Source organism: Arthrobacter alpinus, assembly GCF_900105965.1.
GTDB lineage: Bacteria > Actinomycetota > Actinomycetes > Actinomycetales > Micrococcaceae > Specibacter > Specibacter alpinus.
In genome coordinates this window covers 4213302-4238022 of sequence record NZ_FNTV01000001.1, presented here as the reverse complement: position 1 = coordinate 4238022, position 24721 = coordinate 4213302, and the positions used below count along the sequence as shown (strand labels likewise).

Annotated in this window: 27 protein-coding genes and 8 pseudogenes; 15 read left to right on the top strand and 20 right to left on the bottom strand. The window is 62.3% G+C overall.

Annotated features, from left to right (window positions below):
• Positions 1–242: 242 nt before the first annotated feature.
• Positions 243–494, bottom strand: a pseudogene (locus BLV41_RS19425) (RNB domain-containing ribonuclease); the annotation flags it as partial.
• Positions 495–553: 59 nt separating this feature from the next.
• Between BLV41_RS19425 and BLV41_RS22185 the strand changes: the two are divergent.
• Both BLV41_RS22185 and BLV41_RS23095 read left to right on the top strand, forming a co-directional pair.
• Positions 554–712 carry a hypothetical protein gene (locus tag BLV41_RS22185; RefSeq protein WP_170835505.1) on the top strand — a complete coding sequence of 53 codons (159 nt, stop codon included), beginning with the start codon at positions 554–556 and terminating at the stop codon, positions 710–712.
• A 176-nt stretch (positions 713–888) separates the two neighbouring features.
• Positions 889–1409 (top strand): annotated as a pseudogene (locus BLV41_RS23095) (ferritin-like fold-containing protein).
• 157 nt (positions 1410–1566) lie between these two features.
• Here BLV41_RS23095 and BLV41_RS22870 read toward each other — a convergent pair.
• From BLV41_RS22870 to BLV41_RS22860, 11 genes and pseudogenes are all read right to left on the bottom strand, one after another.
• Complete coding sequence (locus BLV41_RS22870) at positions 1567–1692, bottom strand: P-loop NTPase family protein (protein ID WP_280138642.1); 126 nt, start codon at positions 1690–1692, stop codon at positions 1567–1569.
• A 160-nt stretch (positions 1693–1852) separates the two neighbouring features.
• A pseudogene (locus BLV41_RS23090) lies at positions 1853–2065 on the bottom strand (AAA family ATPase); the annotation flags it as partial.
• An 86-nt stretch (positions 2066–2151) separates the two neighbouring features.
• Positions 2152–2370: a RidA family protein gene (locus BLV41_RS22655; protein WP_244516978.1), complete on the bottom strand. Its 219-nt coding sequence runs from the start codon at positions 2368–2370 to the stop codon at positions 2152–2154.
• Between the two features lie 86 nt (positions 2371–2456).
• Positions 2457–2534, bottom strand: a pseudogene (locus tag BLV41_RS22960) (RidA family protein); the annotation flags it as partial.
• 80 nt (positions 2535–2614) lie between these two features.
• Positions 2615–3376 (bottom strand): annotated as a pseudogene (locus tag BLV41_RS19405) (amino acid ABC transporter ATP-binding protein).
• Positions 3373–3612 carry a hypothetical protein gene (locus BLV41_RS22650; protein WP_244516977.1) on the bottom strand — a complete coding sequence of 80 codons (240 nt, stop codon included), beginning with the start codon at positions 3610–3612 and terminating at the stop codon, positions 3373–3375. Before BLV41_RS22650 ends, BLV41_RS19405 begins: the two are co-directional and overlap by 4 nt.
• Positions 3613–3709: 97 nt before the next feature.
• Positions 3710–3772 (bottom strand): annotated as a pseudogene (locus tag BLV41_RS22955) (hypothetical protein); the annotation flags it as partial.
• A 935-nt stretch (positions 3773–4707) separates the two neighbouring features.
• A complete protein-coding gene (locus tag BLV41_RS22360; RefSeq protein ID WP_074712987.1) occupies positions 4708–5106 on the bottom strand; it encodes a transporter substrate-binding domain-containing protein in 399 nt (132 codons plus the stop codon).
• Complete coding sequence (locus BLV41_RS22355) at positions 5093–5812, bottom strand: alpha-hydroxy-acid oxidizing protein (protein WP_211481643.1); 720 nt, start codon at positions 5810–5812, stop codon at positions 5093–5095. Before BLV41_RS22355 ends, BLV41_RS22360 begins: the two co-directional genes overlap by 14 nt.
• A 42-nt stretch (positions 5813–5854) precedes the next feature.
• Positions 5855–6097, bottom strand: a complete 243-nt coding sequence (locus tag BLV41_RS22865; RefSeq protein WP_170835389.1) for an alpha-hydroxy-acid oxidizing protein — start codon at positions 6095–6097, stop codon at positions 5855–5857.
• On the bottom strand, positions 6081–6443 hold the full coding sequence (locus BLV41_RS22860; RefSeq protein ID WP_170835388.1) for an alpha-hydroxy-acid oxidizing protein: 363 nt from the start codon (positions 6441–6443) through the stop codon (positions 6081–6083). Before BLV41_RS22860 ends, BLV41_RS22865 begins: the two co-directional genes overlap by 17 nt.
• A gap of 397 nt (positions 6444–6840) precedes the next feature.
• Here BLV41_RS22860 and BLV41_RS22855 point away from each other — a divergent pair.
• The 8 genes and pseudogenes from BLV41_RS22855 to BLV41_RS19360 all read left to right on the top strand — a co-directional run.
• Positions 6841–7482: pseudogene (locus BLV41_RS22855) on the top strand (alpha-hydroxy acid oxidase); the annotation flags it as partial.
• 91 nt (positions 7483–7573) lie between these two features.
• Positions 7574–8152, top strand: a complete 579-nt coding sequence (locus BLV41_RS22850) for an alpha-hydroxy-acid oxidizing protein (protein ID WP_280138641.1) — start codon at positions 7574–7576, stop codon at positions 8150–8152.
• Positions 8152–9063 carry an ABC transporter substrate-binding protein gene (locus tag BLV41_RS19380; protein ID WP_074709447.1) on the top strand — a complete coding sequence of 304 codons (912 nt, stop codon included), beginning with the start codon at positions 8152–8154 and terminating at the stop codon, positions 9061–9063. Before BLV41_RS22850 ends, BLV41_RS19380 begins: the two co-directional genes overlap by 1 nt.
• 100 nt (positions 9064–9163) lie before the next feature.
• A complete protein-coding gene (locus BLV41_RS19375; RefSeq protein ID WP_083360877.1) occupies positions 9164–10021 on the top strand; it encodes an amino acid ABC transporter permease in 858 nt (285 codons plus the stop codon).
• Positions 10018–10782 (top strand): amino acid ABC transporter ATP-binding protein, encoded by a 765-nt coding sequence (locus tag BLV41_RS19370; protein WP_074709443.1) that lies wholly within the window; start codon positions 10018–10020, stop codon positions 10780–10782. The genes BLV41_RS19375 and BLV41_RS19370 overlap by 4 nt, the downstream gene beginning before the upstream one ends.
• Positions 10783–10862: 80 nt before the next feature.
• Positions 10863–10943: pseudogene (locus tag BLV41_RS23085) on the top strand (RidA family protein); the annotation flags it as partial.
• A gap of 83 nt (positions 10944–11026) precedes the next feature.
• Complete coding sequence (locus BLV41_RS22840; RefSeq protein ID WP_244516978.1) at positions 11027–11245, top strand: RidA family protein; 219 nt, start codon at positions 11027–11029, stop codon at positions 11243–11245.
• A gap of 86 nt (positions 11246–11331) precedes the next feature.
• A complete protein-coding gene (locus BLV41_RS19360) occupies positions 11332–11832 on the top strand; it encodes an AAA family ATPase (RefSeq protein WP_044578480.1) in 501 nt (166 codons plus the stop codon).
• A 103-nt stretch (positions 11833–11935) separates the two neighbouring features.
• Here the strand turns inward: BLV41_RS19360 and BLV41_RS22635 are convergent, their stop codons facing one another.
• Both BLV41_RS22635 and BLV41_RS19355 read right to left on the bottom strand, forming a co-directional pair.
• Positions 11936–12085 carry a hypothetical protein gene (locus BLV41_RS22635; RefSeq protein ID WP_244516975.1) on the bottom strand — a complete coding sequence of 50 codons (150 nt, stop codon included), beginning with the start codon at positions 12083–12085 and terminating at the stop codon, positions 11936–11938.
• Positions 12086–12090: 5 nt separating this feature from the next.
• Positions 12091–12639 (bottom strand): ferritin-like fold-containing protein, encoded by a 549-nt coding sequence (locus tag BLV41_RS19355; RefSeq protein WP_244516974.1) that lies wholly within the window; start codon positions 12637–12639, stop codon positions 12091–12093.
• Positions 12640–12703: 64 nt separating this feature from the next.
• On the opposite strand from BLV41_RS19355, the gene BLV41_RS19350 reads away from it, so the two are divergent.
• Together BLV41_RS19350 and BLV41_RS19345 are read left to right on the top strand one after the other, a co-directional pair.
• Positions 12704–14176 (top strand): RNB domain-containing ribonuclease, encoded by a 1473-nt coding sequence (locus tag BLV41_RS19350; protein WP_074709439.1) that lies wholly within the window; start codon positions 12704–12706, stop codon positions 14174–14176.
• A gap of 267 nt (positions 14177–14443) precedes the next feature.
• Complete coding sequence (locus tag BLV41_RS19345; RefSeq protein ID WP_420836176.1) at positions 14444–16132, top strand: DEAD/DEAH box helicase; 1689 nt, start codon at positions 14444–14446, stop codon at positions 16130–16132.
• A gap of 86 nt (positions 16133–16218) precedes the next feature.
• On the opposite strand, the gene BLV41_RS22345 is transcribed toward BLV41_RS19345, so the two are convergent.
• The 3 genes from BLV41_RS22345 to BLV41_RS19335 all read right to left on the bottom strand — a co-directional run bounded on the left by BLV41_RS22345 (position 16219) and on the right by BLV41_RS19335 (position 19262).
• Complete coding sequence (locus tag BLV41_RS22345) at positions 16219–16350, bottom strand: putative transporter small subunit (RefSeq protein ID WP_044578469.1); 132 nt, start codon at positions 16348–16350, stop codon at positions 16219–16221.
• A 9-nt stretch (positions 16351–16359) separates the two neighbouring features.
• Entirely contained in the window at positions 16360–18051 is a 1692-nt protein-coding gene (locus BLV41_RS19340; RefSeq protein ID WP_074712986.1) for a sodium:solute symporter family protein, read from the bottom strand.
• Positions 18052–18413: 362 nt separating this feature from the next.
• Positions 18414–19262 carry a PHP domain-containing protein gene (locus BLV41_RS19335; protein WP_074712985.1) on the bottom strand — a complete coding sequence of 283 codons (849 nt, stop codon included), beginning with the start codon at positions 19260–19262 and terminating at the stop codon, positions 18414–18416.
• 73 nt (positions 19263–19335) lie between these two features.
• Here BLV41_RS19335 and BLV41_RS19330 point away from each other — a divergent pair, with 73 nt between their 5' ends.
• Positions 19336–20910, top strand: a complete 1575-nt coding sequence (locus tag BLV41_RS19330) for an aminopeptidase P family protein (RefSeq protein ID WP_074712984.1) — start codon at positions 19336–19338, stop codon at positions 20908–20910.
• 74 nt (positions 20911–20984) lie between these two features.
• Here the strand turns inward: BLV41_RS19330 and BLV41_RS19325 are convergent, their stop codons facing one another.
• The 3 genes from BLV41_RS19325 to BLV41_RS19315 all read right to left on the bottom strand — a co-directional run bounded on the left by BLV41_RS19325 (position 20985) and on the right by BLV41_RS19315 (position 22731).
• On the bottom strand, positions 20985–21296 hold the full coding sequence (locus tag BLV41_RS19325; protein WP_074709437.1) for a transcriptional regulator: 312 nt from the start codon (positions 21294–21296) through the stop codon (positions 20985–20987).
• Positions 21293–21748, bottom strand: coding sequence for a hypothetical protein (locus tag BLV41_RS19320; RefSeq protein ID WP_074712983.1), 456 nt, complete (start codon positions 21746–21748; stop codon positions 21293–21295). The genes BLV41_RS19325 and BLV41_RS19320 overlap by 4 nt, the downstream gene beginning before the upstream one ends.
• 155 nt (positions 21749–21903) lie before the next feature.
• Complete coding sequence (locus BLV41_RS19315) at positions 21904–22731, bottom strand: YflT domain-containing protein (protein ID WP_139244405.1); 828 nt, start codon at positions 22729–22731, stop codon at positions 21904–21906.
• 113 nt (positions 22732–22844) lie between these two features.
• Between BLV41_RS19315 and BLV41_RS19310 the strand changes: the two genes are divergently transcribed.
• Both BLV41_RS19310 and BLV41_RS19305 read left to right on the top strand, forming a co-directional pair.
• Positions 22845–24128, top strand: a complete 1284-nt coding sequence (locus tag BLV41_RS19310; protein ID WP_044578133.1) for a magnesium transporter MgtE N-terminal domain-containing protein — start codon at positions 22845–22847, stop codon at positions 24126–24128.
• Positions 24121–24720 carry a DUF1003 domain-containing protein gene (locus tag BLV41_RS19305; protein WP_074712981.1) on the top strand — a complete coding sequence of 200 codons (600 nt, stop codon included), beginning with the start codon at positions 24121–24123 and terminating at the stop codon, positions 24718–24720. Before BLV41_RS19310 ends, BLV41_RS19305 begins: the two co-directional genes overlap by 8 nt.
• The last annotated feature ends 1 nt before the right edge of the window (position 24721 follow it).

Genomic DNA, 24721 nt, shown 5'->3' with positions numbered 1-24721 from the left:
GAAACTCAGGACGTAGCGGCCGTCGACGAATTCCACTTCCTGGCCCGGCACGTTCAGGCTGGCGCCGCCCCGGGCTCGTTCCAGGGCGATGCGCTTCGTCCCAATCTCGGCCAACAGTGCCAAGGTGTCGGCGAAAGCGGCGGGCGCAGTCCCGGCGTCGTACATTTCCTGGGCTTGTTCGTAGCCAAGCTTGCAACACTTTTCACTGTGGCGCGGCGACCGTGGCGGTGGTCTGTGAACCGTCAGCGGCAAGATGGATCTGCCAGACGTAGGCCGAGGGGATCGTTGGCGAAGAGGCTGGCGGCGCCCTCACTCATTGGAGCGGGGTGGAGGGGAATGCGTTGGCCAGGCGTGTAGATGGTTTGGCCACGTCGACGGGTCTCGGCATCGAGCGGACCACCGCGCGGGACAAAGGAGGGGACATCGGCGATGGCGTAGTGGACAATGTAGCCGTCGTCGTTGCGCTCCAGATACATGGCCTGGTCGAGGTCCTGCGAGGTGGGCGATCGATCGTGATGAAGGGCAGCGCCGTGAGATCGGGTGCGGGCAGCTGATGGGCCGCAATGACCCGGTCAACCTCCGCCAAGACGTCAGGGGAGAACTCGCCGGGCAACTTGAACTCCTCGCTCAGGGCGGCAAGGGCTTGGGCAAGGGACTGTTCTGCGGCGCTGCTTCTGACGCCAATGTGAGAGTACGGCACGTTTCAGCGTAAACGAATCCTGCCCGGGAACAAGGGCGGCGCGGCACGGACTATTCTGGGGGTATGAGTATTTCAGCTTCCGACGCCGATGATTCCGTTTCCGCAGGGGAATTGAGCGCCCGCTACGACAACTTTGTGGTGGATCTGCTCGGCAGCATCGCTTACGGGAGCTTTCCGCGTTTGAGCGTTTGGCAACCGACGCGCGCCACTCGCCGTCGCTGGCCGACAGGGCGGTGCTGGGAAAAATGGCCGTGGCGGAGTATGGCCATTACGAATCCATGTGTGCACGGCTCAACGCCATGGGCATGGATCCGGAACTGGCCATGGCACCCTACCAGCGCATGGTTGATGCCTTCCACGAGCGGACCGCCCCGCTGATTGGCACGAATCGCTCATGAAGGCCTATGTGGTTGAGACGATCACTGAAGAGTTTTACGCTGCAATTGCCGAGCACCTGGATGAGCCCCACCCGTGAGGCAATTGCCCGGTCCGCACAAGTGACGAGCAGATTGAGGTGTTGACCTCGCTGCTGAGAACCATGCTGGCCGAGGACCCGCGGCTGTCCTCGCGCTTGGCGTTGTGGGGGCGGCGCATGGTGGGGGAGGCCCTGACCCAGGTGCAGCGTATCGGTGCCAAGCACAGCTTCCTCGTGGGCTGCGCCCGGACGCCACACATGAGCAGGCTGCGGCAGAGGTATCGGCCATCCTGAGTGCGCTCACGCGAAACCACTCAAGCGCATGAGCAAGCTGGGGCTGACGGCTTAGGCCCGACGTTTGTGCCGAAAACGGTGTCAACTCGCCAAACGCCCCACAAGATACGCCGTTCTGACGGGTTTGCCCCGTTTTCGCGGCGGGCCGCGACTACCGCTACCGTGAGCCGTTGCGCACGTCGTTGAGGATGCGGGCCACCGTTTCGGCCAGCGACTCCTCCGCCGTGATCGGCCGCTCCTCGATTCCCGTCAATGGGTCCCAGCCGTGGTACCAGCCACGCATGGCCTTCTCGCCGAAATCGGCCTGCTTGTGGGCGCGGGTGGCATGCCGGCGAAGCGTTTCTCGAGCGTGAGGTCATATGCGTAAAAGTGGCTGGCGCCGGCGTGGTTTTCTTGCAGCCTGCGGAAAGAGCCGCTGTATTTACTGGCGTTGAACATGCATCGGCAATCACGCTCCTGCCGTGGTTCAGGGCCAGGGCAGCGGATTGTTCGATCAGCTCAACCGTCAGCGCCGAATAATTTCCACTTTCCCCCAGGACGGTGCGGCGGAAATAATCCTGCTCTATCCACACACCGGACAACTCCTGTTGCAGGGCGCGGGCAACAGAGCTCTTCCCGGAGCCGGAATTGCCACGCACCACAATGAGCAGGGACATGCTTCCATCCAAGCACGTGTGGCCCCGCAGGCGCACCTGGGTGCATTACGGGGCCACATGCCAGTTAGCGAACGGTGTTGCAGGGATCAGGCTGGAATCACTGCTACGGCGTCAATCTCCACGAGGAAGTCACCCAGAAATGAGCCCACCGTGGTTCGCGCCGGGTAGGGTGCCTGAACAAATTCCTCGTAGGCGGCGTTGAATCCGGCAAAATCTCGTGCCGGATCCTGGAGGTGAACGGTTGCCTTGACCACGTGCGAGAAGTCCAAACCGTGAGCGGCGAGCACGGCCGCCAGGTTTTCCATGGCGGCCCGTGTCTGCTCGCCAATCGTTTCCCCCAGGTCTCATCCGTGACGGGGTGGTGCGGTGTTTGGCCCGCGGTGTAGAGGAAACCGTTGGCGGCGATGGCCTGGGAGTATGGGCCTGCCGGAACCGGCGCCTTGTCAGTGATGATTTGTGTGCGGAGCATGGGGTTTTCCTTGATGTTCGACGGCGGTCGGGTGCGGCCGCGCTGTTGGGTGCGTCTGCCGGTGGTGGCAGGGAAGCGGATTACAAAACCTTGGAGAGGAATGCCTTGGTGCGCGCGTGCTTGGGTGAGCCAAGAACTTCTTCGGGCGGCCCGCTCTCCACCACCACGCCCATGTCCATGAAGATGACCTGGTCGGCCACCTGCCGGGCGAAGGCGAGCTCGTGGGTGACAACCACCATGGTCATGCCCTCTGCCGCGAGGTCCTTCATGACCTCCAGGACCTCTCCGACGTTCTCGGGGTCAAGGGCAGAGGTGGGCTCGTCAAAGAGCATGAGCTTGGGCTTCATGGCCAGGGCCCGGGCAATGGCGATGCGCTGCTGCTGGCCGCCGGAGAGGTCCTGCGGGTAGGAATGCCCCCGGTCGCCCAAGCCAACCGGTCCAGCAGGACCTGGGCCTCGGTGATGACTTCCTTCTTGGGCCGGCCCAGGACGTGAACGGGAGCCTCGATGATGTTTTCCATGACCGTCATGTGCGGGAACAGATTGAAGCGCTGGAACACCATGCCCGCGGTCAGGCGGGACTTGGCGGTCTGGCTTTCCTTCTTTTCGTACAGGCGGCCGTTGCGTTCGGTGTAACCAACCAGCTGCTGATCCACGTAGAGACGGCCGGCGTCGATCTTCTCCAGGTGGTTGATGCAGCGCAGGAATGTGGTTTTGCCGGAGCCGGACGGCCGATCAGGCAGGTCACCGTGCCTTGTTCAATTTTCAGGTCGATGCCCTTGAGGATTTCAATGGCGCGAAGTTCTTGCGAACTCCCTGGGCCTCCACCATTGCTGTGCTCATGATGCTTTCCTTCTCTTGGGCCGGCGAACCAGGCGGGTTGCTGTGTCAAAGCCGCGACCGTAGCGCCGCTCAAGCTTGTTTTGGAAGTAGCTCAGTACGGTGGTCATGAGCAGGTACCAGAGGCTGGCCACAATGAGCAGCGGGATGGTCTGGTAGTTGAACGAGTAGATGATCTGGGCCGAGTACAGCAGGTCGGAGATGGCCAGGACGCTGACCAGGGAGGTGCCCTTGAGCATGGAGATGACCTGGTTGCCCGTGGGCGGCAGAACCACGGCGCATGGCCTGCGGCAGGACAACACGCAGCATCAGCTTGCTGCGGTTCATGCCCAAGGCGCGGGCGGCGTCGTACTGGCCCTTGTCTACAGAGCTGATGCCGCTGCGGATGATCTCAGCCATGTAGGCGGCCTCGTTCAAAGCCAGGCCCAACAGGGCCGCACCGAGCGGGAGATCAGGACGTTGGCCGAGCCGATGACCACGGAAGGTCCACCGAACGGCAAGCCCAACGCAATCACCGGGTACAGGGCTGCAACGTTGTACCAAAAAATCAACTGGACCAACAGGGGAGTGCCGCGGAAGAACCAGATGTAGGCACGGCTGAGCGTCCTCAGAATGGGGTTGCTGGACAGCGCATGATCGCGAGCACCGTGCCGAGCAGGATGCCCACCGTCATGGAGACCACCGTCAGCATCAGCGTCAGCCCGGCGCCGCTCATGATCTCCGGGGAGAACAGGTAAGAGACGACGACGTCCCAGTGGTAGCGCTCATTGGTGGATACATCCAGGGCCGCGCTCGCGGCAACGAGGATCAGGACAATGGCGAGGGCGTTGCGGATGGGTGGCGCAGGGGCACCACGCGGACAGAACCACCCGTTGCTGCTGGGGGAACGTGGTGCGAATCAGTGGATGAAAGCGTTGGTTGTTGCTGCATGGTGTTCACCTCCTATGGGGTGGAATCTATTGGGCGAAATTGACGCGGGGATCGGCGATGGCACTGCCATCCAGGCCGTACTTCTTCAGAACTAACTGGTAGGAATCGCTTTTGACGATGTCCACCATGGCGGTGGAGACCGCCTTGACCAACCGGACTCGATGGGCAGGCCAACCCCGACCGGGGTGAAGTCGTATTGGGAGGAAATCTCGATGGCCGGGTTGGCCTTGGCGCAAAGTCCAGGATGGGGGAGTCGGCCAGCACCGCGTCCAGGCGGCCGCTTGTCAGGGCGGAAATGGCCTGCCGGGTGTCTTGGAATTCGCTGTCCTGAATTGGCTCCTTGCCCTCCGCCAGGCATTTCTCGTTGGCGGCAGGCACGTTGGCGGTGAGCTGGTAGGAGCCGATCAACAGCCCCACCTTCTTCCGCACAGGGCTGCTTCCTCCGTGATGGCCCCTGGGTTGCCAACGGGCACAGCAATCGAGTTGCCCATCTGCAGATAATCCACAAAGTCCAGAACCTTCATCCTGTTTTCGGTGGGTGTCATCGAGGCAACCGTCATGTCATAGCGGCCGGCTGCCATGCCGGGAATGATCGAATCAAAGTTGGTGACCTTGATGTCAACCTTTACCCCCAGGGCCTGGCCGATCAGCCGGGCGATGTCCGGGTTGCTGCCCGTCATCTCACGGGTGCCCTCCTTGTAAAACTGGGTGGGCGGTTCGTTGGTGGGGATGGCCACCGTGAGCACTTTGGCTGCCTTGATGGAATCCGGCAGTTGCGCCGCGGCGGCTTCATTGAATGCCATGGCGGGAATGTCTGTGCCCAGTTCCGCGATGCCGTCGCTGGCCGTCGAACTTCCACACGCTGTCAGGGAGAGCAGCAGGGCTGAGGAAAGTACGACGGCGGCTGCCTTGCGGACTGCGATTGGCGTGCCCATCAGGGGGTTCCATGTCGGCCAGGGACAATTCCGGTTCCGGGGCGGCGGCAACCTGGTTTGATTCAGCGGGGCCGGGGACAAACAATTCTCTGCGGTGGCGGATGAGCTCGCGTCCGCCTTCCTTCAGCTCTGCCACGCTGGTGACACCCAGCAGGGCCATGGTTCGGTGCATTTCAGCCTTGAACAGCTTAAGTACATGGGCAACTCCTGCCTCGCCGGCGGCCGCGAGCCCGTACAAATAGGGGCGGCCAATGGCGCATGAATCGGCACCCAGGGCCAGGGCCTTGATGACGTCAGAGCCGCGGCGGATGCCACCGTCCACAATGATTTCCATGCGCCCGTCGACGGCCGCCACCATCTCCGGAAGTACGTCCATGGGGGAGGCCATGTGGTCCAGCTGGCGGCCACCGTGGTTGCTGGCCTGGATGGCGTCGAAGCCCATGCCTGCGGCAATGGCGGCATCCTTCGGTTGACGCAGCCCTTGAGTATGATGGGGCCGTTCCAGCGGGCGCGGATTTCCGCCAGGTCGTTCCAGTCTGTGGGTTCGTAGGCGCCGGCCAGCAGCGTGCGCCACATGTCGGGGGTGCTGGTGAGCGGACCCGTCGGGACTTCTGCGTCAAGGTTGGGGAAGGCAATGGCGTCGCTGGTGATGAAAGCCCAGTGCCCAGCGGGGGCGCAGAGCTCCTTCAAGCACGGTCTTGGGCTTGATGGACGGCGGTGCCGTGAAGCCGTTGCGGTAGTCGCGCTCGCGGTGTCCGATGTCGCGGCAGTCAATGTTGACGATGAGTGCCTCGTAGCCGGCGTTGGACACGCGGTCCAGGACTGCCTGGAGCAAGGCCGGATCATTGGTGGGCTCCATGTTGAACCAGCGGCGCAGCCCGGGGTTGCCTCGGAACGGCCTCCATGGTGGTGGTGCTCAGGTGTGCCAGGCCGTATGGAACGCCTGCGGCACGTGCTGCCCGGGCCGCGGCAATCTCGCCCTGCGGGTGGAAGAGGCGGGTGCCGCCGGTGGGGGAGAGCCAGAGCGGCATGGACGAGGGGCCGCCCAGGATGGTGGTTTTCAGGCTGAGGTTTTCCACGGAGCCCCACTTGGGCATGAAGGACCAGTCGTTGTAGGACTCGATGTTGCGGCGCATGGAGGCCTCGTCCTCGCCGCCGCCCTCGATGTAGTCAAGAATGCTCTTGGGCAGGGCCTTGGCCGCCAATTCTGCATGTCCCCAACGCTGTAGCAGCGCCTGTTCAGGCGTTCGGCAGTTGATCTCGCCGGGCTTGGACCGAAGCCAGTGCTGTGATGTCCTTGAATTTCATCTTGATTCCTTTTGTTGCGCTGCAGTTGGGTGGGGCTGCTACCGAGAAATTAGTGTGTCCGCCTACTCAATGGTGACGTGGATTCCTGTCTGCTATATGTGAAAATCTCAACAGTTTTCGGAATCGCTGTGATAACGTCCATGCTTGACGTTATCACAGCCGATCCGAACTGTTGGAGATTTTCACATATAGCAGACAGGAGATCCACGTCACCATTGAGTGAGGCGGGACACACTAATTCTCTCGGTAGCAGCCGGCCACCCGGAAGCTGCAGCGCAACAAAAGGAATCAGAGATGAAATTCAAGGACATCACAGCACTGGCTTCGGTCCAAGGCCCGGCGAGATCAACTGCCGAACGCCTGAACAGGCGCTGCTACAGCGTTGGGGACATGCAGAAATTGGCGGCCAAGGCCCTGCCCAAGAGCATTCTTGACTACATCGAGGGCGGCGGCGAGGACGAGGCCTCCATGCGCCGCAACATCGAGTCCTACAACGACTGGTCCTTCATGCCCAAGTGGGGCTCCGTGGAAAACCTCAGCCTGAAAACCACCATCCTGGGCGGCCCCTCGTCCATGCCGCTCTGGCTCTCCCCCACCGGCGGCACCCGCCTCTTCCACCCGCAGGGCGAGATTGCCGCGGCCCGGGCAGCACGTGCCGCAGGCGTTCCATACGGCCTGGCACACCTGAGCACCACCACCATGGAGGCCGTTTCCGAGGCAACCCCCGGGCTGCGCCGCTGGTTCAACATGGAGCCCACCAATGATCCGGCCTTGCTCCAGGCAGTCCTGGACCGCGTGTCCAACGCCGGCTACGAGGCACTCATCGTCAACATTGACTGCCGCGACATCGGACACCGCGAGCGCGACTACCGCAACGGCTTCACGGCACCGCCGTCCATCAAGCCCAAGACCGTGCTTGAAGGAGCTCTGCGCCCCCGCTGGCACTGGGCTTCATCACCAGCGACGCCATTGCCTTCCCCAACCTTGACGCAGAAGTCCGACGGGTCCGCTCACCAGCACCCCCGACATGTGGCGCACGCTGCTGGCCGGCGCCTACGAACCCACAGACTGGAACGACCTGGCGGAAATCCGCGCCCGCTGGAACGGCCCCATCATACTCAAGGGCTGCGTCAACCCGAAGGATGCCGCCATTGCCGCAGGCATGGGCTTCGACGCCATCCAGGCCAGCAACCACGGTGGCCGCCAGCTGGACCACATGGCCTCCCCCATGGACGTACTTCCGGAGATGGTGGCGGCCGTCGACGGGCGCATGGAAATCATTGTGGACGGTGGCATCCGCCGCGGCTCTGACGTCATCAAGGCCCTGGCCCTGGGTGCCGATTCATGCGCCATTGGCCGCCCCTATTTGTACGGGCTCGCGGCCGCCGGCGAGGCAGGAGTTGCCCATGTACTTAAGCTGTTCAAGGCTGAAATGCACCGAACCATGGCCCTGCTGGGTGTCACCAGCGTGGCAGAGCTGAAGGAAGGCGGACGCGAGCTCATCCGCCACCGCAGAGAATTGTTTGTCCCCGGCCCCGCTGAATCAAACCAGGTTGCCGCCGCCCCGGAACCGGAATTGTCCCTGGCCGACATGGGAACCCCCTGATGGGCACGCCAATCGCAGTCCGCAAGGCAGCCGCCGTCGTACTTTCCTCAGCCCTGCTGCTCTCCCTGACAGCGTGTGGAAGTTCGACGGCCAGCGACGGCATCGCGGAACTGGGCACAGACATTCCCGCCATGGCATTCAATGAAGCCGCCGCGGCGCAACTGCCGGATTCCATCAAGGCAGCCAAAGTGCTCACGGTGGCCATCCCCACCAACGAACCGCCCACCCAGTTTTACAAGGAGGGCACCCGTGAGATGACGGGCAGCAACCCGGACATCGCCCGGCTGATCGGCCAGGCCCTGGGGGTAAAGGTTGACATCAAGGTCACCAACTTTGATTCGATCATTCCCGGCATGGCAGCCGGCCGCTATGACATGACGGTTGCCTCGATGACACCCACCGAAAACAGGATGAAGGTTCTGGACTTTGTGGATTATCTGCAGATGGGCAACTCGATTGCTGTGCCCGTTGGCAACCCAGGGGCCATCACGGAGGAAGCAGCCCTGTGCGGGAAGAAGGTGGGGCTGTTGATCGGCTCCTACCAGCTCACCGCCAACGTGCCTGCCGCCAACGAGAAATGCCTGGCGGAGGGCAAGGAGCCAATTCAGGACAGCGAATTCCAAGACACCCGGCAGGCCATTTCCGCCCTGACAAGCGGCCGCCTGGACGCGGTGCTGGCCGACTCCCCCATCCTGGACTTTGCCGCCAAGGCCAACCCGGCCATCGAGATTTCCTCCCAATACGACTTCACCCCGGTCGGGGTTGGCCTGCCCATCGAGTCCGGGTTGGTCAAGGCGGTCTCCACCGCCATGGTGGACATCGTCAAAAGCGATTCCTACCAGTTAGTTCTGAAGAAGTACGGCCTGGATGGCAGTGCCATCGCCGATCCCCGCGTCAATTTCGCCCAATAGATTCCACCCCATAGGAGGTGAACACCATGCAGCAACAACCAACGCTTTCATCCACTGATTCGCACCACGTTCCCCAGCAGCAACGGGTGGTTCTGTCCCGGTGGTGCCCCTGCGCCACCCCATCCGCAACGCCCTCGCCATTGTCCTGATCCTCGTTGCCGCGAGCGCGGCCCTGGATGTATCCACCAATGAGCGCTACCACTGGGACGTCGTCGTCTCTTACCTGTTCTCCCCGGAGATCATGAGCGGCGCCGGGCTGACGCTGATGCTGACGGTGGTCTCCATGACGGTGGGCATCCTGCTCGGCACGGTGCTCGCGATCATGCGCCTGTCCAGCAACCCCATTCTGAGGACGCTCAGCCGTGCCTACATCTGGTTCTTCCGCGGCACTCCCCTGTTGGTCCAGTTGATTTTTTGGTACAACGTTGCAGCCCTGTACCCGGTGATTGCGTTGGGCTTGCCGTTCGGTGGACCTTCCGTGGTCATCGGCTCGGCCAACGTCCTGATCTCCCCGCTCGGTGCGGCCCTGTTGGGCCTGGCTTTGAACGAGGCCGCCTACATGGCTGAGATCATCCGCAGCGGCATCAGCTCTGTAGACAAGGGCCAGTACGACGCCGCCCGCGCCTTGGGCATGAACCGCAGCAAGCTGATGCTGCGTGTTGTCCTGCCGCAGGCCATGCGCGTGGTTCTGCCGCCCACGGGCAACCAGGTCATCTCCATGCTCAAGGGCACCTCCCTGGTCAGCGTCCTGGCCATCTCCGACCTGCTGTACTCGGCCCAGATCATCTACTCGTTCAACTACCAGACCATCCCGCTGCTCATTGTGGCCAGCCTCTGGTACCTGCTCATGACCACCGTACTGAGCTACTTCCAAAACAAGCTTGAGCGGCGCTACGGTCGCGGCTTTGACACAGCAACCCGCCTGGTTCGCCGGCCCAAGAGAAGGAAAGCATCATGAGCACAGCAATGGTGGAGGCCCAGGGAGTTCGCAAGAACTTCGCGGCCATTGAAATCCTCAAGGGCATCGACCTGAAAATTGAACAAGGCACGGTGACCTGCCTGATCGGCCCGTCCGGCTCCGGCAAAACCACATTCCTGCGCTGCATCAACCACCTGGAGAAGATCGACGCCGGCCGTCTCTACGTGGATCAGCAGCTGGTTGGTTACACCGAACGCAACGGCCGCCTGTACGAAAAGAAGGAAAGCCAGACCGCCAAGTCCCGCCTGACCGCGGGCATGGTGTTCCAGCGCTTCAATCTGTTCCCGCACATGACGGTCATGGAAAACATCATCGAGGCTCCCGTTCACGTCCTGGGCCGGCCCAAGAAGGAAGTCATCACCGAGGCCCAGGTCCTGCTGGACCGGGTTGGCTTGGGCGACCGGGGGCATTCCTACCCGCAGGACCTCTCCGGCGGCCAGCAGCAGCGCATCGCCATTGCCCGGGCCCTGGCCATGAAGCCCAAGCTCATGCTCTTTGACGAGCCCACCTCTGCCCTTGACCCCGAGAACGTCGGAGAGGTCCTGGAGGTCATGAAGGACCTCGCGGCAGAGGGCATGACCATGGTGGTTGTCACCCACGAGCTCGCCTTCGCCCGGCAGGTGGCCGACCAGGTCATCTTCATGGACATGGGCGTGGTGGTGGAGAGCGGGCCGCCCGAAGAAGTTCTTGGCTCACCCAAGCACGCGCGCACCAAGGCATTCCTCTCCAAGGTTTTGTAATCCGCTTCCCTGCCACCACCGGCAGACGCACCCAACAGCGCGGCCGCACCCGACCGCCGTCGAACATCAAGGAAAACCCCATGCTCCGCACACAAATCATCACTGACAAGGCGCCGGTTCCGGCAGGCCCATACTCCCAGGCCATCGCCGCCAACGGTTTCCTCTACACCGCGGGCCAAACACCGCACCACCCCGTCACGGATGAGACCCTGGGGAAACGATTGGCGAGCAGACACGGGCCGCCATGGAAAACCTGGCGGCCGTGCTCGCCGCTCACGGTTTGGACTTCTCGCACGTGGTCAAGGCAACCGTTCACCTCCAGGATCCGGCACGAGATTTTGCCGGATTCAACGCCGCCTACGAGGAATTTGTTCAGGCACCCTACCCGGCGCGAACCACGGTGGGCTCATTTCTGGGTGACTTCCTCGTGGAGATTGACGCCGTAGCAGTGATTCCAGCCTGATCCCTGCAACACCGTTCGCTAACTGGCATGTGGCCCCGTAATGCACCCAGGTGCGCCTGCGGGGCCACACGTGCTTGGATGGAAGCATGTCCCTGCTCATTGTGGTGCGTGGCAATTCCGGCTCCGGGAAGAGCTCTGTTGCCCGCGCCCTGCAACAGGAGTTGTCCGGTGTGTGGATAGAGCAGGATTATTTCCGCCGCACCGTCCTGGGGGAAAGTGGAAATTATTCGGCGCTGACGGTTGAGCTGATCGAACAATCCGCTGCCCTGGCCCTGAACCACGGCAGGAGCGTGATTGCCGATGGCATGTTCAACGCCAGTAAATACAGCGGCTCTTTCCGCAGGCTGCAAGAAAACCACGCCGGCGCCAGCCACTTTTACGCATATGACCTCACGCTCGAGGAAACGCTTCGCCGGCATGCCACCCGCGCCCACAAGCAGGCCGATTTCGGCGAGAAGGCCATGCGTGGCTGGTACCACGGCTGGGACCCATTGACGGGAATCGAGGAGCGGCCGATCACGGCGGAGGAGTCGCTGGCCGAAACGGTGGCCCGCATCCTCAACGACGTGCGCAACGGCTCACGGTAGCCGGTAGTCGCGGCCCGCCGCGAAAACGGGGCAAACCCGTCAGAACGGCGTATCTTGTGGGGCGTTTGGCGAGTTGACACCGTTTTCGGCACAAACGTCGGGCCTAAGCCGTCAGCCCCAGCTTGCTCATGCGCTTGGAGTGGTTTCGCGTGAGCGCACTCAGGATGGCCGATACCTCTGCCGCAGCCTGCTCATGTGTGGCGTCCGGGCGCAGCCCCACGAGGAAGCTGTGCTTGGCACCGATACGCTGCACCTGGGTCAGGGCCTCCCCACCATGCGCCGCCCCCACAACGCCAAGCGCGAGGACAGCCGCGGGTCCTCGGCCAGCATGGTTCTCAGCAGCGAGGTCAACACCTCAATCTGCTCGTCACTTGTGCGGACCTGGGCAATTGCCTCACGGGTGGGCTCATCCAGGTGCTCGGCAATTGCAGCGTAAAACTCTTCAGTGATCGTCTCAACCACATAGGCCTTCATGAGCGATTCGTGCCAATCAGCGGGGCGGGTCCGCTCGTGGAAGGCATCAACCATGCGCTGGTAGGGTGCCATGGCCAGTTCCGGATCCATGCCCATGGCGTTGAGCCGTGCACACATGGATTCGTAATGGCCATACTCCGCCACGGCCATTTTTCCCAGCACCGCCCTGTCGGCCAGCGACGGCGAGTGGCGCGCGTCGGTTGCCAAACGCTCAAACGCGGAAAGCTCCCCGTAAGCGATGCTGCCGAGCAGATCCACCACAAAGTTGTCGTAGCGGGCGCTCAATTCCCCTGCGGAAACGGAATCATCGGCGTCGGAAGCTGAAATACTCATACCCCCAGAATAGTCCGTGCCGCGCCGCCCTTGTTCCCGGGCAGGATTCGTTTACGCTGAAACGGTGCCGTACTCTCACATTGGCGTCAGAAGCAGCGCCGCAGAACAGTCCCTTGCCCAAGCCCTTGCCGCCCTGAGCGAGGAGTTCAAGTTGCCCGGCGAGTTCTCCCCTGACGTCTTGGCGGAGGTTGACCGGGTCATTGCGGCCCATCAGCTGCCCGCACCCGATCTCACGGCGCTGCCCTTCATCACGATCGATCCGCCCACCTCGCAGGACCTCGACCAGGCCATGTATCTGGAGCGCAACGACGACGGCTACATTGTCCACTACGCCATCGCCGATGTCCCCTCCTTTGTCCCCGCCGGTGGTCCGCTCGATGCCGAGACCCGTCGACGTGGCCAAACCATCTACACGCCTGGCCAACGCATTCCCCTCCACCCCGCTCCAATGAGTGAGGGCGCCGCCAGCCTCTTCGCCAACGATCCCCGCTCGGCCTACGTCTGGCAGATCCATCTTGCCGCTGACGGTTCACAGACCACCGCCACGGTCCGCCGCGCCACAGTGAAAAGTGTTGCCAAGCTTGGCTACGAACAAGCCCAGGAAATGTACGACGCCGGGACTGCGCCCGCCGCTTTCGCCGACACCTTGGCACTGTTGGCCGAGATTGGGACGAAGCGCATCGCCCTGGAACGAGCCCGGGGCGGCGCCAGCCTGAACGTGCCGGGCCAGGAAGTGGAATTCGTCGACGGCCGCTACGTCCTGAGTTTCCGCCCCAACCTGCCCATCGAGGAATGGAATGCCCAGATCTCTCTTCTGACCGGCATGGCCGCTGCCACGATCATGATCGAAGGCAAGGTGGGCATCCTTCGCACCATGCCCACCCCGGATGAAGAATCGATCGCCACGTACAGGCTGCAAACCGTGGCCCTGGGAACCCCGTGGACCAAGGACATCGCCTATGGGGAATATCTGCGTAGTCTCAATACCGAGGATCCCAAGCAACTTGCCCTGATGCACGCGGCGGCAAGCCTGTTCAGGGGCGCCGGTTACACCCCATTCAACGGCACGGTTCCCCAAGAAATCATGCAGGCCGCGGTTGCCGCGCCTTACGCGCACACCACCGCCCCCCTGCGCAGGCTCGTCGACCGGTTCGTACTGTCCCTCTGCGCCGCCTTGTGCGCCCAGGAAGAGGTTCCGGTGTGGGCCGTTGAGGCACTGGCAGAACTGCCTGAGATCATGAGTGCCTCAAACCAGCTGGCCAGCAAGGTGGACAAGGCGGCGATCGACACTGTTGAGGCGGCCTTGCTAAGCCACCAGGTGGGAGGCGAGTTTGACGCCGTCGTCCTTGCCGGGCCACGCAGCAACGGCCACAATTCCAAGTCCGCAACCGCCCGCAGTTCCATCCAGATCAGCGTCCCTGCCGTGACCGCCTACTGCGAAGGTGACCTGACTCCGGGAACCGTGGTTCGGGTACGGCTTACCGCTGTCGATATTGCCAAGCGCAGCGTAACGTTCGTGCCGTCAGCGCAAAGTTAGGGTGTGCGGCTAGACTGAAGAGGTAGACATGGATGCCCGGTCGTTGATTAAAAAGTATTGATTCAACAAACCCGCCCCAACGCGCGTCTTTTCAGCTCCTCCCAAACCCGTCGTTCTGACAAAAGGGAGGGCTAAGTTTTTGTTAGCCCGCGATCGGCTTCCCTAGATAGTGCCGCCGACCTGCGTTCCGTGAGGCCTTCCAAGCGCCAGCGTTGAGCCCGGCTGACGGCACCTTGTATAGACGAATTGAATGGTAAGCATTTGAGCATTGAAGCAGATTCACTCCTGCAGGCAGAAGACAGCAACGAGATCGTTGAAATTGACGGATCCCTCAGCAGCACCGAGCCTGCCCGGCACGAAGAAAAGGAAACGTTCGCCAGCTTTGGCGTGCACCACGAGATCGTTTCCTCCCTGACCGAGGCCGGCATCCTCCACCCCTTCCCGATCCAGGCCATGACCCTGCCCATCGCGTTGACCGGGCACGACATCATTGGCCAGGCCAAGACCGGAACGGGCAAGACGCTCGGTTTCGGCATCCCGGCATTGAACCGCATTGTGGCCCCCAAGGACGAAGGCTTTGCAAAGCTTGCCGCCCCGGGCGCCCCCCAGGCCATGGTGATTGTGCCCACCCGCGAGCTTGCCGTGCAGGTGGCCGGAGATCTCACCACCGCCTCCAAGCACCGCGGCATCCGCATCGCCACAATTTATGGTGGCCGCGCCTACGAGCCCCAGGTCGAGGCCCTGCAAAAGGGTGTCGAACTTATTGTTGGTACGCCCGGCCGCCTGATCGATCTGCTCAAGCAGCGCCACCTGAACGTCAAGCACGTACGCATCGTGATCCTCGACGAGGCCGACGAAATGCTGGATCTGGGCTTCCTGCCCGACGTTGAAACGTTGATTGCCGGCACTCCTCCGGTTCGCCAGACACTGTTGTTCTCGGCCACCATGCCCGGCCCGGTTGTTGCCATGGCACGGCGCTACATGACCCAGCCCACGCACATCCGTGCCGCTGACCCGGACGACGAGGGCTTGACCAAGCGCGACATCCGCCAGCTCATCTACCGTGCCCACAACCTGGACAAGATCGAGGTTTTGGCCCGGATCCTGCAGGCCAAGGACCGTGGCCGTTCCATCATCTTCACCAAGACCAAGCGCACCGCAGCCAAGGTGGCCGAGGAGCTGGTTGACCGCGGATTTGCTGCGGCAGCCATTCACGGCGATCTGGGTCAGGGTGCCCGCGAGCAGGCCCTGCGGGCCTTCCGTAACAACAAGGTTGACGTTCTGGTGGCCACCGACGTTGCCGCTCGCGGCATCGACGTCGATGATGTCACGCACGTGGTCAACTACCAGTGCGTTGAAGACGAGAAGATCTACCTGCACCGCGTGGGCCGTACCGGCCGCGCAGGCAACAAGGGCACGGCCGTGACCTTCGTTGACTGGGATGACATGCCTCGCTGGGCCCTCGTCAACAAGGCACTGGGTTTGAGCGTTCCCGAGCCCATCGAGACGTATTCCTCCTCCCCTCACCTCTACACGGATCTGGATATTCCGGCCGGTACCAAGGGCCGCCTGCCGCGCGACAAGCGCACGCACGCAGGCATTGACGCCGAAGTGCTGGAGGATCTGGGCGAGACCGGTAAGCGCAACGCCCCGAAGCAGGACTCCTCTCGTGGCGGCGACCGCAACGCCAACCGCGGTGGCAACCACACCGGTGCCCGCCACGGTGAGAAGCGCCGCGAGGAGTCCGGCCGTGACGGCGGAAGCCGTGCCGCCAGCAGCACAGGTGAGAAGCGCGAGGGCGGCCGGAGCCGCCGTCGTCCATCATCCGAAAGTGCCGCGCCGGCCGAAAACAGTGCCCCTGTGGCGGCCTCGGCCGAGGCCGCGGCACCGCGTGCACGCCGGACCCGCACCCGCCGCCGCAACGGTGAGACGGTAGCCAAGGAGTCCGGCGAGTAGAACTCACCGGCACCACGCAAACTGCCCTGCCGGTTCATCAAGAAATCTTCTTGACGAACCGGCAGGGCAGTTTTTTGTTGTGGCCGCTAAATCAGCGGTCGGCCTTCACGCCGGGCGTCCAGGATTTCCTGGAGGAAGGCTTTGCCCAGCACGTAGAGCACGCCAGCAACGATGACCGGCCAGATCAGAACATAGAGGGATAGAAAAAATACGGTCATGAACAGTGCCTAGGCTTTCTTCTCGAGAAGGGTTCCGGGGGTGTTGTGGTTGGCTTCCTCCCGGTTGTCGAAGTCGCCGATGCGCTCCTTGATGGTGTCGAAGTCAAAGGTCGCCTGGTTGCGGAAGCACATGAAGTAACACACCAGGGTGCTGACAGCGTAGGCAACGAGCGAGCCCGAGAGCACCGTGTAATCGTGCAGGACGCCGATCGCGAATGGTGCGGCCGCGAGCATGGCAACGGCCGCCACGATCTTGGCCGTTTTGAGGCCAAAGAACCCGAAGGCCATTAGGCCAAGGACCACGCCAATGCCGACAACGGAGAGTACATCCACCACGATTCCGGTGGCGCCGCCCATGGAGATCCACTCAAACCGCACAGGGATGAAGCAGGCGAGGGCGGCAAGCACCGAGATGGTGAAGGCCTTGTTGGTGATCTTTTCCCAGTAGAAGCTGGCAATGACGGGGAACACCAGGGCACCCCAGAGGGCTCCGACAAACACCAGCAGGTCAAGGATGTTTAGCTGTCCGCTGGCAAAATACAGGCCGGCGCCGGTGGCCACAATCATGGTGATGCGGCCAATGAACAGCATGGTCTTGGGGTTCGCCTTGCCCTCCTTGGCGATGTTCTGGCCGTAGACATCGGCCATCATGATTGAAGACATGGCAGATAGGTCTGAATCAGCCGTGGAGGACAGCGCACCCACGATCATGATCAGGAAGATCCCCAACAGCACCGGGCTGAGATAGGTCGCGGCCATCTGCGGGATCAGGTTGTTGGTGTCTCCATCCAGCGGAAGAATACCGGCGTACAGGGCCATGACACCCATCATGCCAATCCCAATAATGGTGGCGCCATAGCCAACCGTGGCCGTCACGAAGGTCTTCTTGATGAGGTCTTCACGTACGGCAAAGAGCCGCTGGGCAATGGTCTGGTTACCGATGGCGTAGGCCAGAACGGCCGCGATGTACGGTGCACCCTGGTTCATGAACGCGTCGGAGGAGAAGAAGTTGGACTGCTGCGGCGTCAACCTCGAAGCGCCCGTGACAAACATGTCGGGGCCGCCGGCGGCAAAGAAAACCACCGGAATAATGATCACCACGGCCCCGAGCATGGCAAAGACCTGCGCGGCGTCGGTGAGCACGGAGGCCCTGAACCCTGACCACAGCGAGTACAGCAGGATGCCGCCGCCGATGAACAGGATGCCTTGGGTGAAGCTAAACGGGGACAGCAACGCAATCAGCGCACCACCGGCGATGAAGTTGGAGGTGATGCTCACCATCGATCCAACAATGTTCGAGCCGGCGAGCATCAACTGGCTTGATTTGCCGTGCCGGGCGTAAATGACCTCCGCCAAGGTGTGGGCCTTGGGGGCGACGGCGCGGATTCGCTTGCCAAACGGGTAGATGAACAAGATCATCAACGCGCCCCACAAACCGTAGTGGATGGGCCCGGATATTCCGTACGTGTAGCCGGAGGTGGCCGAGGCGTACATTGACGACGCCCAGATCCATGTTGCGGTCATGCTTCCGGCCGATATCCCAAAACCGACCTTGTTGCCGGCGGTCATGTAGCCGTCAGCGTTTTCATTCTTGCGGCCAATGAACAGTGTCATTAGCAGTGTGCCGCCGTAAAACAGCACTAATAGTCCAATTACTGTCCAACTTCCCAGTTGGTGAAGTCCTGCGCCATTCGGCACCATTCTTGTCCCTTCGATAGGACGGAATTCACCGGCATTCCGCCAACAATCAGCGTGCGCCGCCAAATAAGGGTGCATGAGGTAATCCGGTGAGGGACCTGTCAGGCGCACTTCCCGCCCGGGACCAGCCGCCAAGGCAAGCAGAGATTTCTGCGCAGGCGGCCCAAAGTGAAGTGCTTTCAAGGCTTATCTTCACTACCGGAAAATCAACGGCTGACGTTCAGCCGGCAACGGGATTACAACGGCTCAAAAGGGGACTTTCGCCACACTTTCGAACCAATCATCTCTTGTGACTGTAACAGGTGCCCGTGATTGAACATGGCCGCTATGCCCTCACAAGGGTACTGATGGTGCATACTTCGCCGTTATGGCAGGAACGGCGCGGAACCTGTCCCCTGGGCCAGGATGCGGTCCAGCGCCCCAGGCGTTGTGAGATTTTCGCCCAACAAATTGGGCTTGCCGGCCCCGTGATAGTCCGAGGACCCGGTCATGAAGAGGCCGGTTTCCTGCGCCAGCCTGCGCAGCCACGCGCGACCCTCGGGCGGATTGTCCCGGTGCTCCACTTCCAAACCGAGCAATCCGGCGTCGATCATGTCGTGAAAAATCCCCGGGGCAACCACACGCCCCCTGGCCGACGCCAGCGGGTGCGCAAACACGGGGACGCCGCCGGCGGCACGGACCAATTCCACGGCGTGCACCGGATCCGGCGCGTAGTGGCTGACGAAATAGCGCGAATGGGAGGTGAGGATGCTGGCGAAAGCCTCGTTCCTGTCCCCCACGATGCCCGCCGCTACCAGGGCATCAGCAATATGCGGGCGGCCCACCGTGGCTCCGGGGGCAACATGGGCGCTGACGTCGTCCCAGTTCAGCGGGTAGTCCTCAGCGAGGCGTTCCACCATGCGTTCGGCACGGCTCAGCCGGGCCACCTTGGCCTTGGTAATCTCCTCCAACAGCGCCGGGTTGGCGGGGTCGTGGAGGTAGCAGAGCAGGTGGACACTGATTCCCAGTGAGGTTTTGCAGGAGATTTCCATGCCCGGAATCAGGCCGACGCCGTGGTCTTTCGCGGCTGCCCTGGCCTCGGCCCAGCCGTCGGTGGTGTCGTGATCTGTCAACGCAACCACATCCAGGCGGGCCTTTGCGGCGGCGGCGACAAGCTCGGCAGGGCGCTGGGTGCCGTCGGAAATATTTGAGTGGGCGTGCAAATCGATTCTCACGTTCCAAGCCTACGTCGCTTCTGCATCCGCGTGCTTCTTTGTCCCAAGGCGCAAGCGGTGGGAGACTTAAGGGGTGAACCAGACTGAGCAATCCTCCGCGCACCCCGACCACTCAAGCGATCAGCCCCTCGAGGAGCGTGTGAACAACCGTTCGCAGCGGCCCGACTCTGACGCCTTCCGTTCCTTCATGGCTTCCAGCTGGGCGCCGTCGTCCACTGAACTCCCCGCCCGTGCCGAGGTGGCAGACCATGCCGCCCGCCGCCGTCGTGCCATCTCCGAGCAGTTCAAGACCGAACGCCTGGTCATCCCCGCCGGCCCGTTGAAGGTCCGCTCCAACGACTGCGACTACCGTTTCCGCCCGCACTCCGCATTCGCGCACCTGACCGGTCTGGGCGTTGACCACGAGCCCGACGCCGTGCTGGTCATGGACCCCGTTGCCGAGGGTGCCGGGGACGACGGCGGCCACCACCGCGCCACCCTCTACTTCCGCCCCATGGCTGGCCGGGACACGAAGGCGTTTTACGCCGATGCCCGCAGCGGAGAGTTCTGGATTGGCCGCCGCCCCACCCTGGCCGAATTCCAGGCCCAGCTTGGTCTGCCAACGGCCGATGTTACCGAGCTTGAGGTTGCCGTCACCAAGAACGTCGGCGAGACGTCCGTGGGCGGCACGTCCATCCGCTTGGTGCGCAAGGTTGACGAGAACATCGACGCTCTCGTGGACACTGCCCGCTACAACACGGCCAAGAACCCGGATTCCCTGGACTTCGGCGCATTGGATGATCTGGACGGCAAGCTGGCCGAGGCGCTTTCCGAGCTGCGCCTGATCAAGGACGCCTGGGAAATCGAGCAGATGAAGATTGCTGTCGCGGCCACCGTGAACGGCTTCGAGGACATCGTCAGGGCCCTGCCACGCGCGGTTGCCCACCAGCGCGGAGAGCGCGTGGTTGAAGGCGCATTCTTTGCCCGCGCCCGCGAAGAAGGCAACGAGCTCGGCTATGACACCATCGCCGCCGGCGGTAACAATGCCACCGTGCTGCACTGGAACCGGAACACCGGAACCGTCAACGAGGGCGAGCTGCTGCTCGTTGATGCCGGCGTTGAGGCTGATTCGCTCTACACCGCGGACATCACCCGCACGATTCCCGTCAACGGTACGTACTCGGATGTTCAACGCAAGATCTACCAGGCCGTTCTGGATGCTGCCGATGCAGCCTTCGCCGTGGCAGTCCCGGGCCGCAAGTTCCGCGAGGTGCACACGGCAGCCATGGAGGTTTTGGCAGACCGTCTGGCTGCTTGGGGCCTGCTGCCAGTTGCCGCCGAGGTTGCGCTCTCGCCCGAGGGCCAGCAGCACCGCCGCTGGATGCCGCACGGCACCAGCCACCACTTGGGCATGGACGTGCACGACTGCGCCCAGGCCCGTGCCGAGCTCTACCTCGATGGCATCATCACCGAAGGCATGGTCTTCACCATTGAGCCCGGCCTGTACTTCAAGGAAGAGGATCTGGCCATTCCGGCCGAGTTCCGCGGCCACGGAGTCCGCATCGAGGACGACATCCTCATCACCGCCACCGGCCCGGTCAACTTGAGCGCCGCCCTTCCGCGCAAGCCCGAAGAAGTTGAGGCCTGGATGGCCGGCCTGGCCGGCTAGCTTTCTCGGCTCTCGATCAACTACGACGCCGGGTGGTCACCTTTGTCAGCAAAGGTGACCACCCGGCGTCGTTGTTATTCTTCGGTTGTCCGGCCTGTCGAGACTCCGGCGATCAGTGCCTTCAGCGCCGCGACATGATCCTCATAGGCGGCCCGGCCCTCGGCGGTCAGCGACGCCCACGTCTTCACGCGGCCCTTGCCCGTGGGCTTGGTGAGTCTCACATAGCCGGCCTCTTGGAGCGCCTTGAGCTGTTTGCTGGCCACCGAATCGGCCACGCCAAGCATGTCGCGAATAACGCCAAATTCGGCCTGTTCCACACTGCTGAGAAAAGCACAGATGCGCAGCCTGTTAGGCGCGTGGATCACCTCGTTCAGGGCGGGCGTCATTCGGCGGTCCGCAGCTGTGTGCGCAAGGCGCCGTCAAAGAGCCGCCCGAAGACGTTTACGGCCACAAAAACGATGGCCCCGGCCACCCATGCTGGCCAGTGGAACCCCTTCTCGGCATGAAAGTAGTAGGCACCAATCATGCAAATGATCATGAGCAACACGAGGGGAACCGTCCACCAGCTGGCCTTGCCCGCCTTTAGCCCATTGATCCAGAGTCCAGTCTTCTCCTTGTAGGCCCCCATCAGGATGCCAATGCCCAGGAAATACACAACGGCGACACCGATCATGATCACGGTGCCGCCGATTGTGTAGGCGACAACAAACACCGCGGCAAGCAGTCCGAGAGCGGGGTGGTACCACCACGGCGTAACGAGCCTGGCGGCAGCATCAGCCTGTGCTGCACCAACAGCGGCAAGGGCGGCAGCGGCGTCTTCACGTGTTTGATTTTCCATAATGGAAAGTCAAACACTTTCCTAAGCGGAAAGTCAATTACGGGGACCTGCGAGTCCACCCACCGCCCAAATCAAAAATGCCGCCGTTCCTGACAATTGCCGCTGGTCGTACAGCGGCAATTGTCAGGAACGGCGGCATTTTCGCGCGCTGTAGTTTACTGTTCCGGGTTCTGCGGAGCTTTCGGCTCTCCGGGCACGTTCGGATCCTGTTCCTCGGCCGGTGCCGGGGCGTCCACGCGGATGCCGTACTGTGGGCGGCCGTCGGGCAAATCAGGGAATTGTCCGCGGCGCGGGCCGTCAAGCGGAGCCTGGCCCGGACGGTCATTGCCCTCCGGCGCTGCAGTTGCAGCAGGATCGGCCGGCGCGTAAGGATCGTGCCACCCTTCCGGACGGGTCGGGACAGGCCCCGAGGCAGCCGGTGGCTGAACCGGCGGACGGTAGCCCTGCGGGTCCTGCACCTGCACGGGACGCGGCGCATTGGAGTTCATGGGCAGTTGGGCCAGGAGCCGGCGCGCTTCCCCTGCCACATCAGCGGTGACGATGACATCGTAGCTGGAGGCCAGAACCTGATTGGTGGATGTAAAGTCGCGCTTGCCACGCTGGGCGGCGTAGCCAATGATCGCGAACAACATCCACAGCGCTGCGCCCAACAGCACGGCCGTGAAAACATTCACATAGGGAGCGCCCGCGTTGCTTGCCGAGTCGAAGAAGGAGAGCATCACGCCGATGAACAGACCAAACCAGGCGCCTGTCATGGCGCCGGTGAGAGCCACTCGGGGGTAGCTGAGCTTGCCGGTTACGCGCTCCACAATTTTCAGGTCGTTGCCCACAATTGACACGTGCCGGACGGGGAATTTCTCATCCGCCAGGTAGTCAACCGCCTTCTGGGCGTCCAGGTAGGAGATGTAGGAACCGATTGTTTCGCCCGTTGGGACAAGGCGTGCCTCGTCCAGGGGTCGGGTGCGTCCAAAGAGGTTTGCCATACCCCCATTGTTCACCATGTTCCTGCACGTTGGCTGGAGTATCGCTGGGAGTGAAACAATCACAGTGCGTCAAGGTTTGGGCTATTGCCAGAGAGGGGAAGTAGCCTGTATCTGTGAGCACTCAACCAACGCGCATTTTTGTCGCCCGACTACTGGGCCTTGACGTCTTTGACCCCATCGGCGACCGGCTCGGCAAGTTGCGCGACGTCGTAGTGCTGGGCCGGGCACAGAACACCGCACCCCACGCCGTCGGCATTGTGGTGGAAGTCCCCGGTAAGAAGCGCGTGTTTGTCCCCATGACCCGCTTGACCTCCATGGACCAATCGCAAATCATATGTACGGGTTTGGTTAACCTGAGACGATTCGAACAGCGCGGGGCCGAGCAATTGGTGGTCGGCGGCATCTTTGACCGCAAGGTCACACTTGTCGACGACGGCAGTGTCGCTGTTATCGAAGACATCGCCATGGATCAACAGCGCAACGGCGACTGGCTGATCACCAAGCTTTTTGTCCGTCGCGGTTCCTCCACCTCCCGGCTGCGCGGTCTGCGCCGCGGACACACCATGCTGATCGACTGGTCCGAGGCCCACACCGACTCCGCAGCCGAGCCGCAAAGCGCCACACACTTTGTCGCTACCCATGAGGACCTCAAGGCAGCCGACTTTGCTGACGCGCTGCAGGAAATGAGCGATAAACGGCGGGTTGAGGTAGCCAGTGAACTCCAGGATGAGCGCCTGGCAGACATCATGTCCGAGCTCCCGGAGGACGACCAGGTCACGCTGCTGACAGCACTGGACAATGAACGCGCCGCCGACGTCTTGGAAGAAATGGATCCCGACGACGCCGCCGACCTCCTGGCCGATCTCCCCCAGGCCAAGGCCGAGGAGCTCCTGCTGCTCATGGAACCCGACGAGGCCAAGGACGTCCGGCGTCTTCTGCAATACGAGGAAGGCACGGCCGGTGCGCTCATGACGCCAGTTCCGGTGATCCTGCCGCCGGAGGCCACCGTGGCCGAGGCACTGGCCCATGTTCGCAGCGAAGATCTCTCCCCCGCATTGGCCTCCGCTATTTTCATTTGCCGCCCGCCTCTGGAAACGCCCACTGGCCGTTTTCTAGGTGTTGTGCATATCCAGCAGCTGCTTCGCAGCGCACCTCCGGAACAACTGGGCACGATCGTGGACAGAAACCTGGAGCCGGCCTCCGACCAGGATGACATCAGTACCGTCAGCCACATCATGGCCTCCTACAACTTGAACTCACTTCCCGTGGTCAACAAGGAGGGCCGGCTGGTTGGTGCGGTCACCGTCGATGACCTGTTGGATCATCTTTTGCCTGACGACTGGCGCACCCATGAAGATGGCGCACCCTTCAGGAAGCTAGGAGGACGCATTGGCTGAGCGGCATCACACCAAGGGCGCTGGCCTTGACACACCCATGGAGCTGAAGTCCCGGCTGCTGCCGAGCCTGACCAGCGATCCAGACTTCTTTGGCCGTTTCGCCGAACGTTTTGCCCGCTACATGGGCACGGCAAACTTCCTGCTGTACATGACCATCTTTGTGGTGGTGTGGATTGCGATCAACGTGATTGGTCTCTTTGGCCTGAGGTGGGATCCCTATCCGTTCATCCTCCTGAACCTGTTTTTCTCCACTCAGGCTTCCTATGCGGCACCGCTGATTCTGCTTGCCCAGAACCGTCAGGATGACCGTGACCGCGTCCAGATTGAGCAGGACCGTTCCCGCAACGAACGCAACCTTGCCGATACCGAATACCTGACGCGTGAGGTGGCCGCCCTGCGCATCTCACTGCGAGAGGTAGCCACGCGTGACTTTGTCCGGTCCGAGCTGCGCAGCCTCCTCGAGGAGCTTATTGCGCACCAGGACGAGGATGATGCCCGGGACGGCCGGGACAATCACCGTCATCCTGGCACCTCGTCCATGAAGTCCGTCTCCGCCAAAAACGGCAATAACAAGCGCCCCACCAACTCCTAAG

Bases quoted from the DNA above. Each gene is read 5' to 3' on its own strand.
- BLV41_RS22360 (WP_074712987.1), bottom strand. From the start codon at position 5,106: ATGGCATTCAATGAAGCCGCCGCGGCGCAACTGCCGGATTCCATCAAG.
- BLV41_RS19325 (WP_074709437.1), bottom strand. From the start codon at position 21,296: ATGACGCCCGCCCTGAACGAGGTGATCCACGCGCCTAACAGGCTGCGC.
- BLV41_RS19320 (WP_074712983.1), bottom strand. From the start codon at position 21,748: ATGGAAAATCAAACACGTGAAGACGCCGCTGCCGCCCTTGCCGCTGTT.
- BLV41_RS22840 (WP_244516978.1), top strand. From the start codon at position 11,027: ATGGAAAACCTGGCGGCCGTGCTCGCCGCTCACGGTTTGGACTTCTCG.
- BLV41_RS19380 (WP_074709447.1), top strand. From the start codon at position 8,152: ATGGGCACGCCAATCGCAGTCCGCAAGGCAGCCGCCGTCGTACTTTCC.
- BLV41_RS22850 (WP_280138641.1), top strand. From the start codon at position 7,574: ATGTGGCGCACGCTGCTGGCCGGCGCCTACGAACCCACAGACTGGAAC.
- BLV41_RS22345 (WP_044578469.1), bottom strand. From the start codon at position 16,350: ATGACCGTATTTTTTCTATCCCTCTATGTTCTGATCTGGCCGGTCATC.
- BLV41_RS19355 (WP_244516974.1), bottom strand. From the start codon at position 12,639: ATGAGTATTTCAGCTTCCGACGCCGATGATTCCGTTTCCGCAGGGGAA.
- BLV41_RS22870 (WP_280138642.1), bottom strand. From the start codon at position 1,692: ATGCGTGGCTGGTACCACGGCTGGGACCCATTGACGGGAATCGAGGAG.
- BLV41_RS22650 (WP_244516977.1), bottom strand. From the start codon at position 3,612: ATGCTCAAGGGCACCTCCCTGGTCAGCGTCCTGGCCATCTCCGACCTG.
- BLV41_RS22185 (WP_170835505.1), top strand. From the start codon at position 554: ATGGGCCGCAATGACCCGGTCAACCTCCGCCAAGACGTCAGGGGAGAA.
- BLV41_RS22655 (WP_244516978.1), bottom strand. From the start codon at position 2,370: ATGGAAAACCTGGCGGCCGTGCTCGCCGCTCACGGTTTGGACTTCTCG.
- BLV41_RS19360 (WP_044578480.1), top strand. From the start codon at position 11,332: ATGTCCCTGCTCATTGTGGTGCGTGGCAATTCCGGCTCCGGGAAGAGC.
- BLV41_RS19340 (WP_074712986.1), bottom strand. From the start codon at position 18,051: ATGGTGCCGAATGGCGCAGGACTTCACCAACTGGGAAGTTGGACAGTA.
- BLV41_RS22865 (WP_170835389.1), bottom strand. From the start codon at position 6,097: ATGGAGCCCACCAATGATCCGGCCTTGCTCCAGGCAGTCCTGGACCGC.
- BLV41_RS19315 (WP_139244405.1), bottom strand. From the start codon at position 22,731: ATGGCAAACCTCTTTGGACGCACCCGACCCCTGGACGAGGCACGCCTT.
- BLV41_RS19370 (WP_074709443.1), top strand. From the start codon at position 10,018: ATGAGCACAGCAATGGTGGAGGCCCAGGGAGTTCGCAAGAACTTCGCG.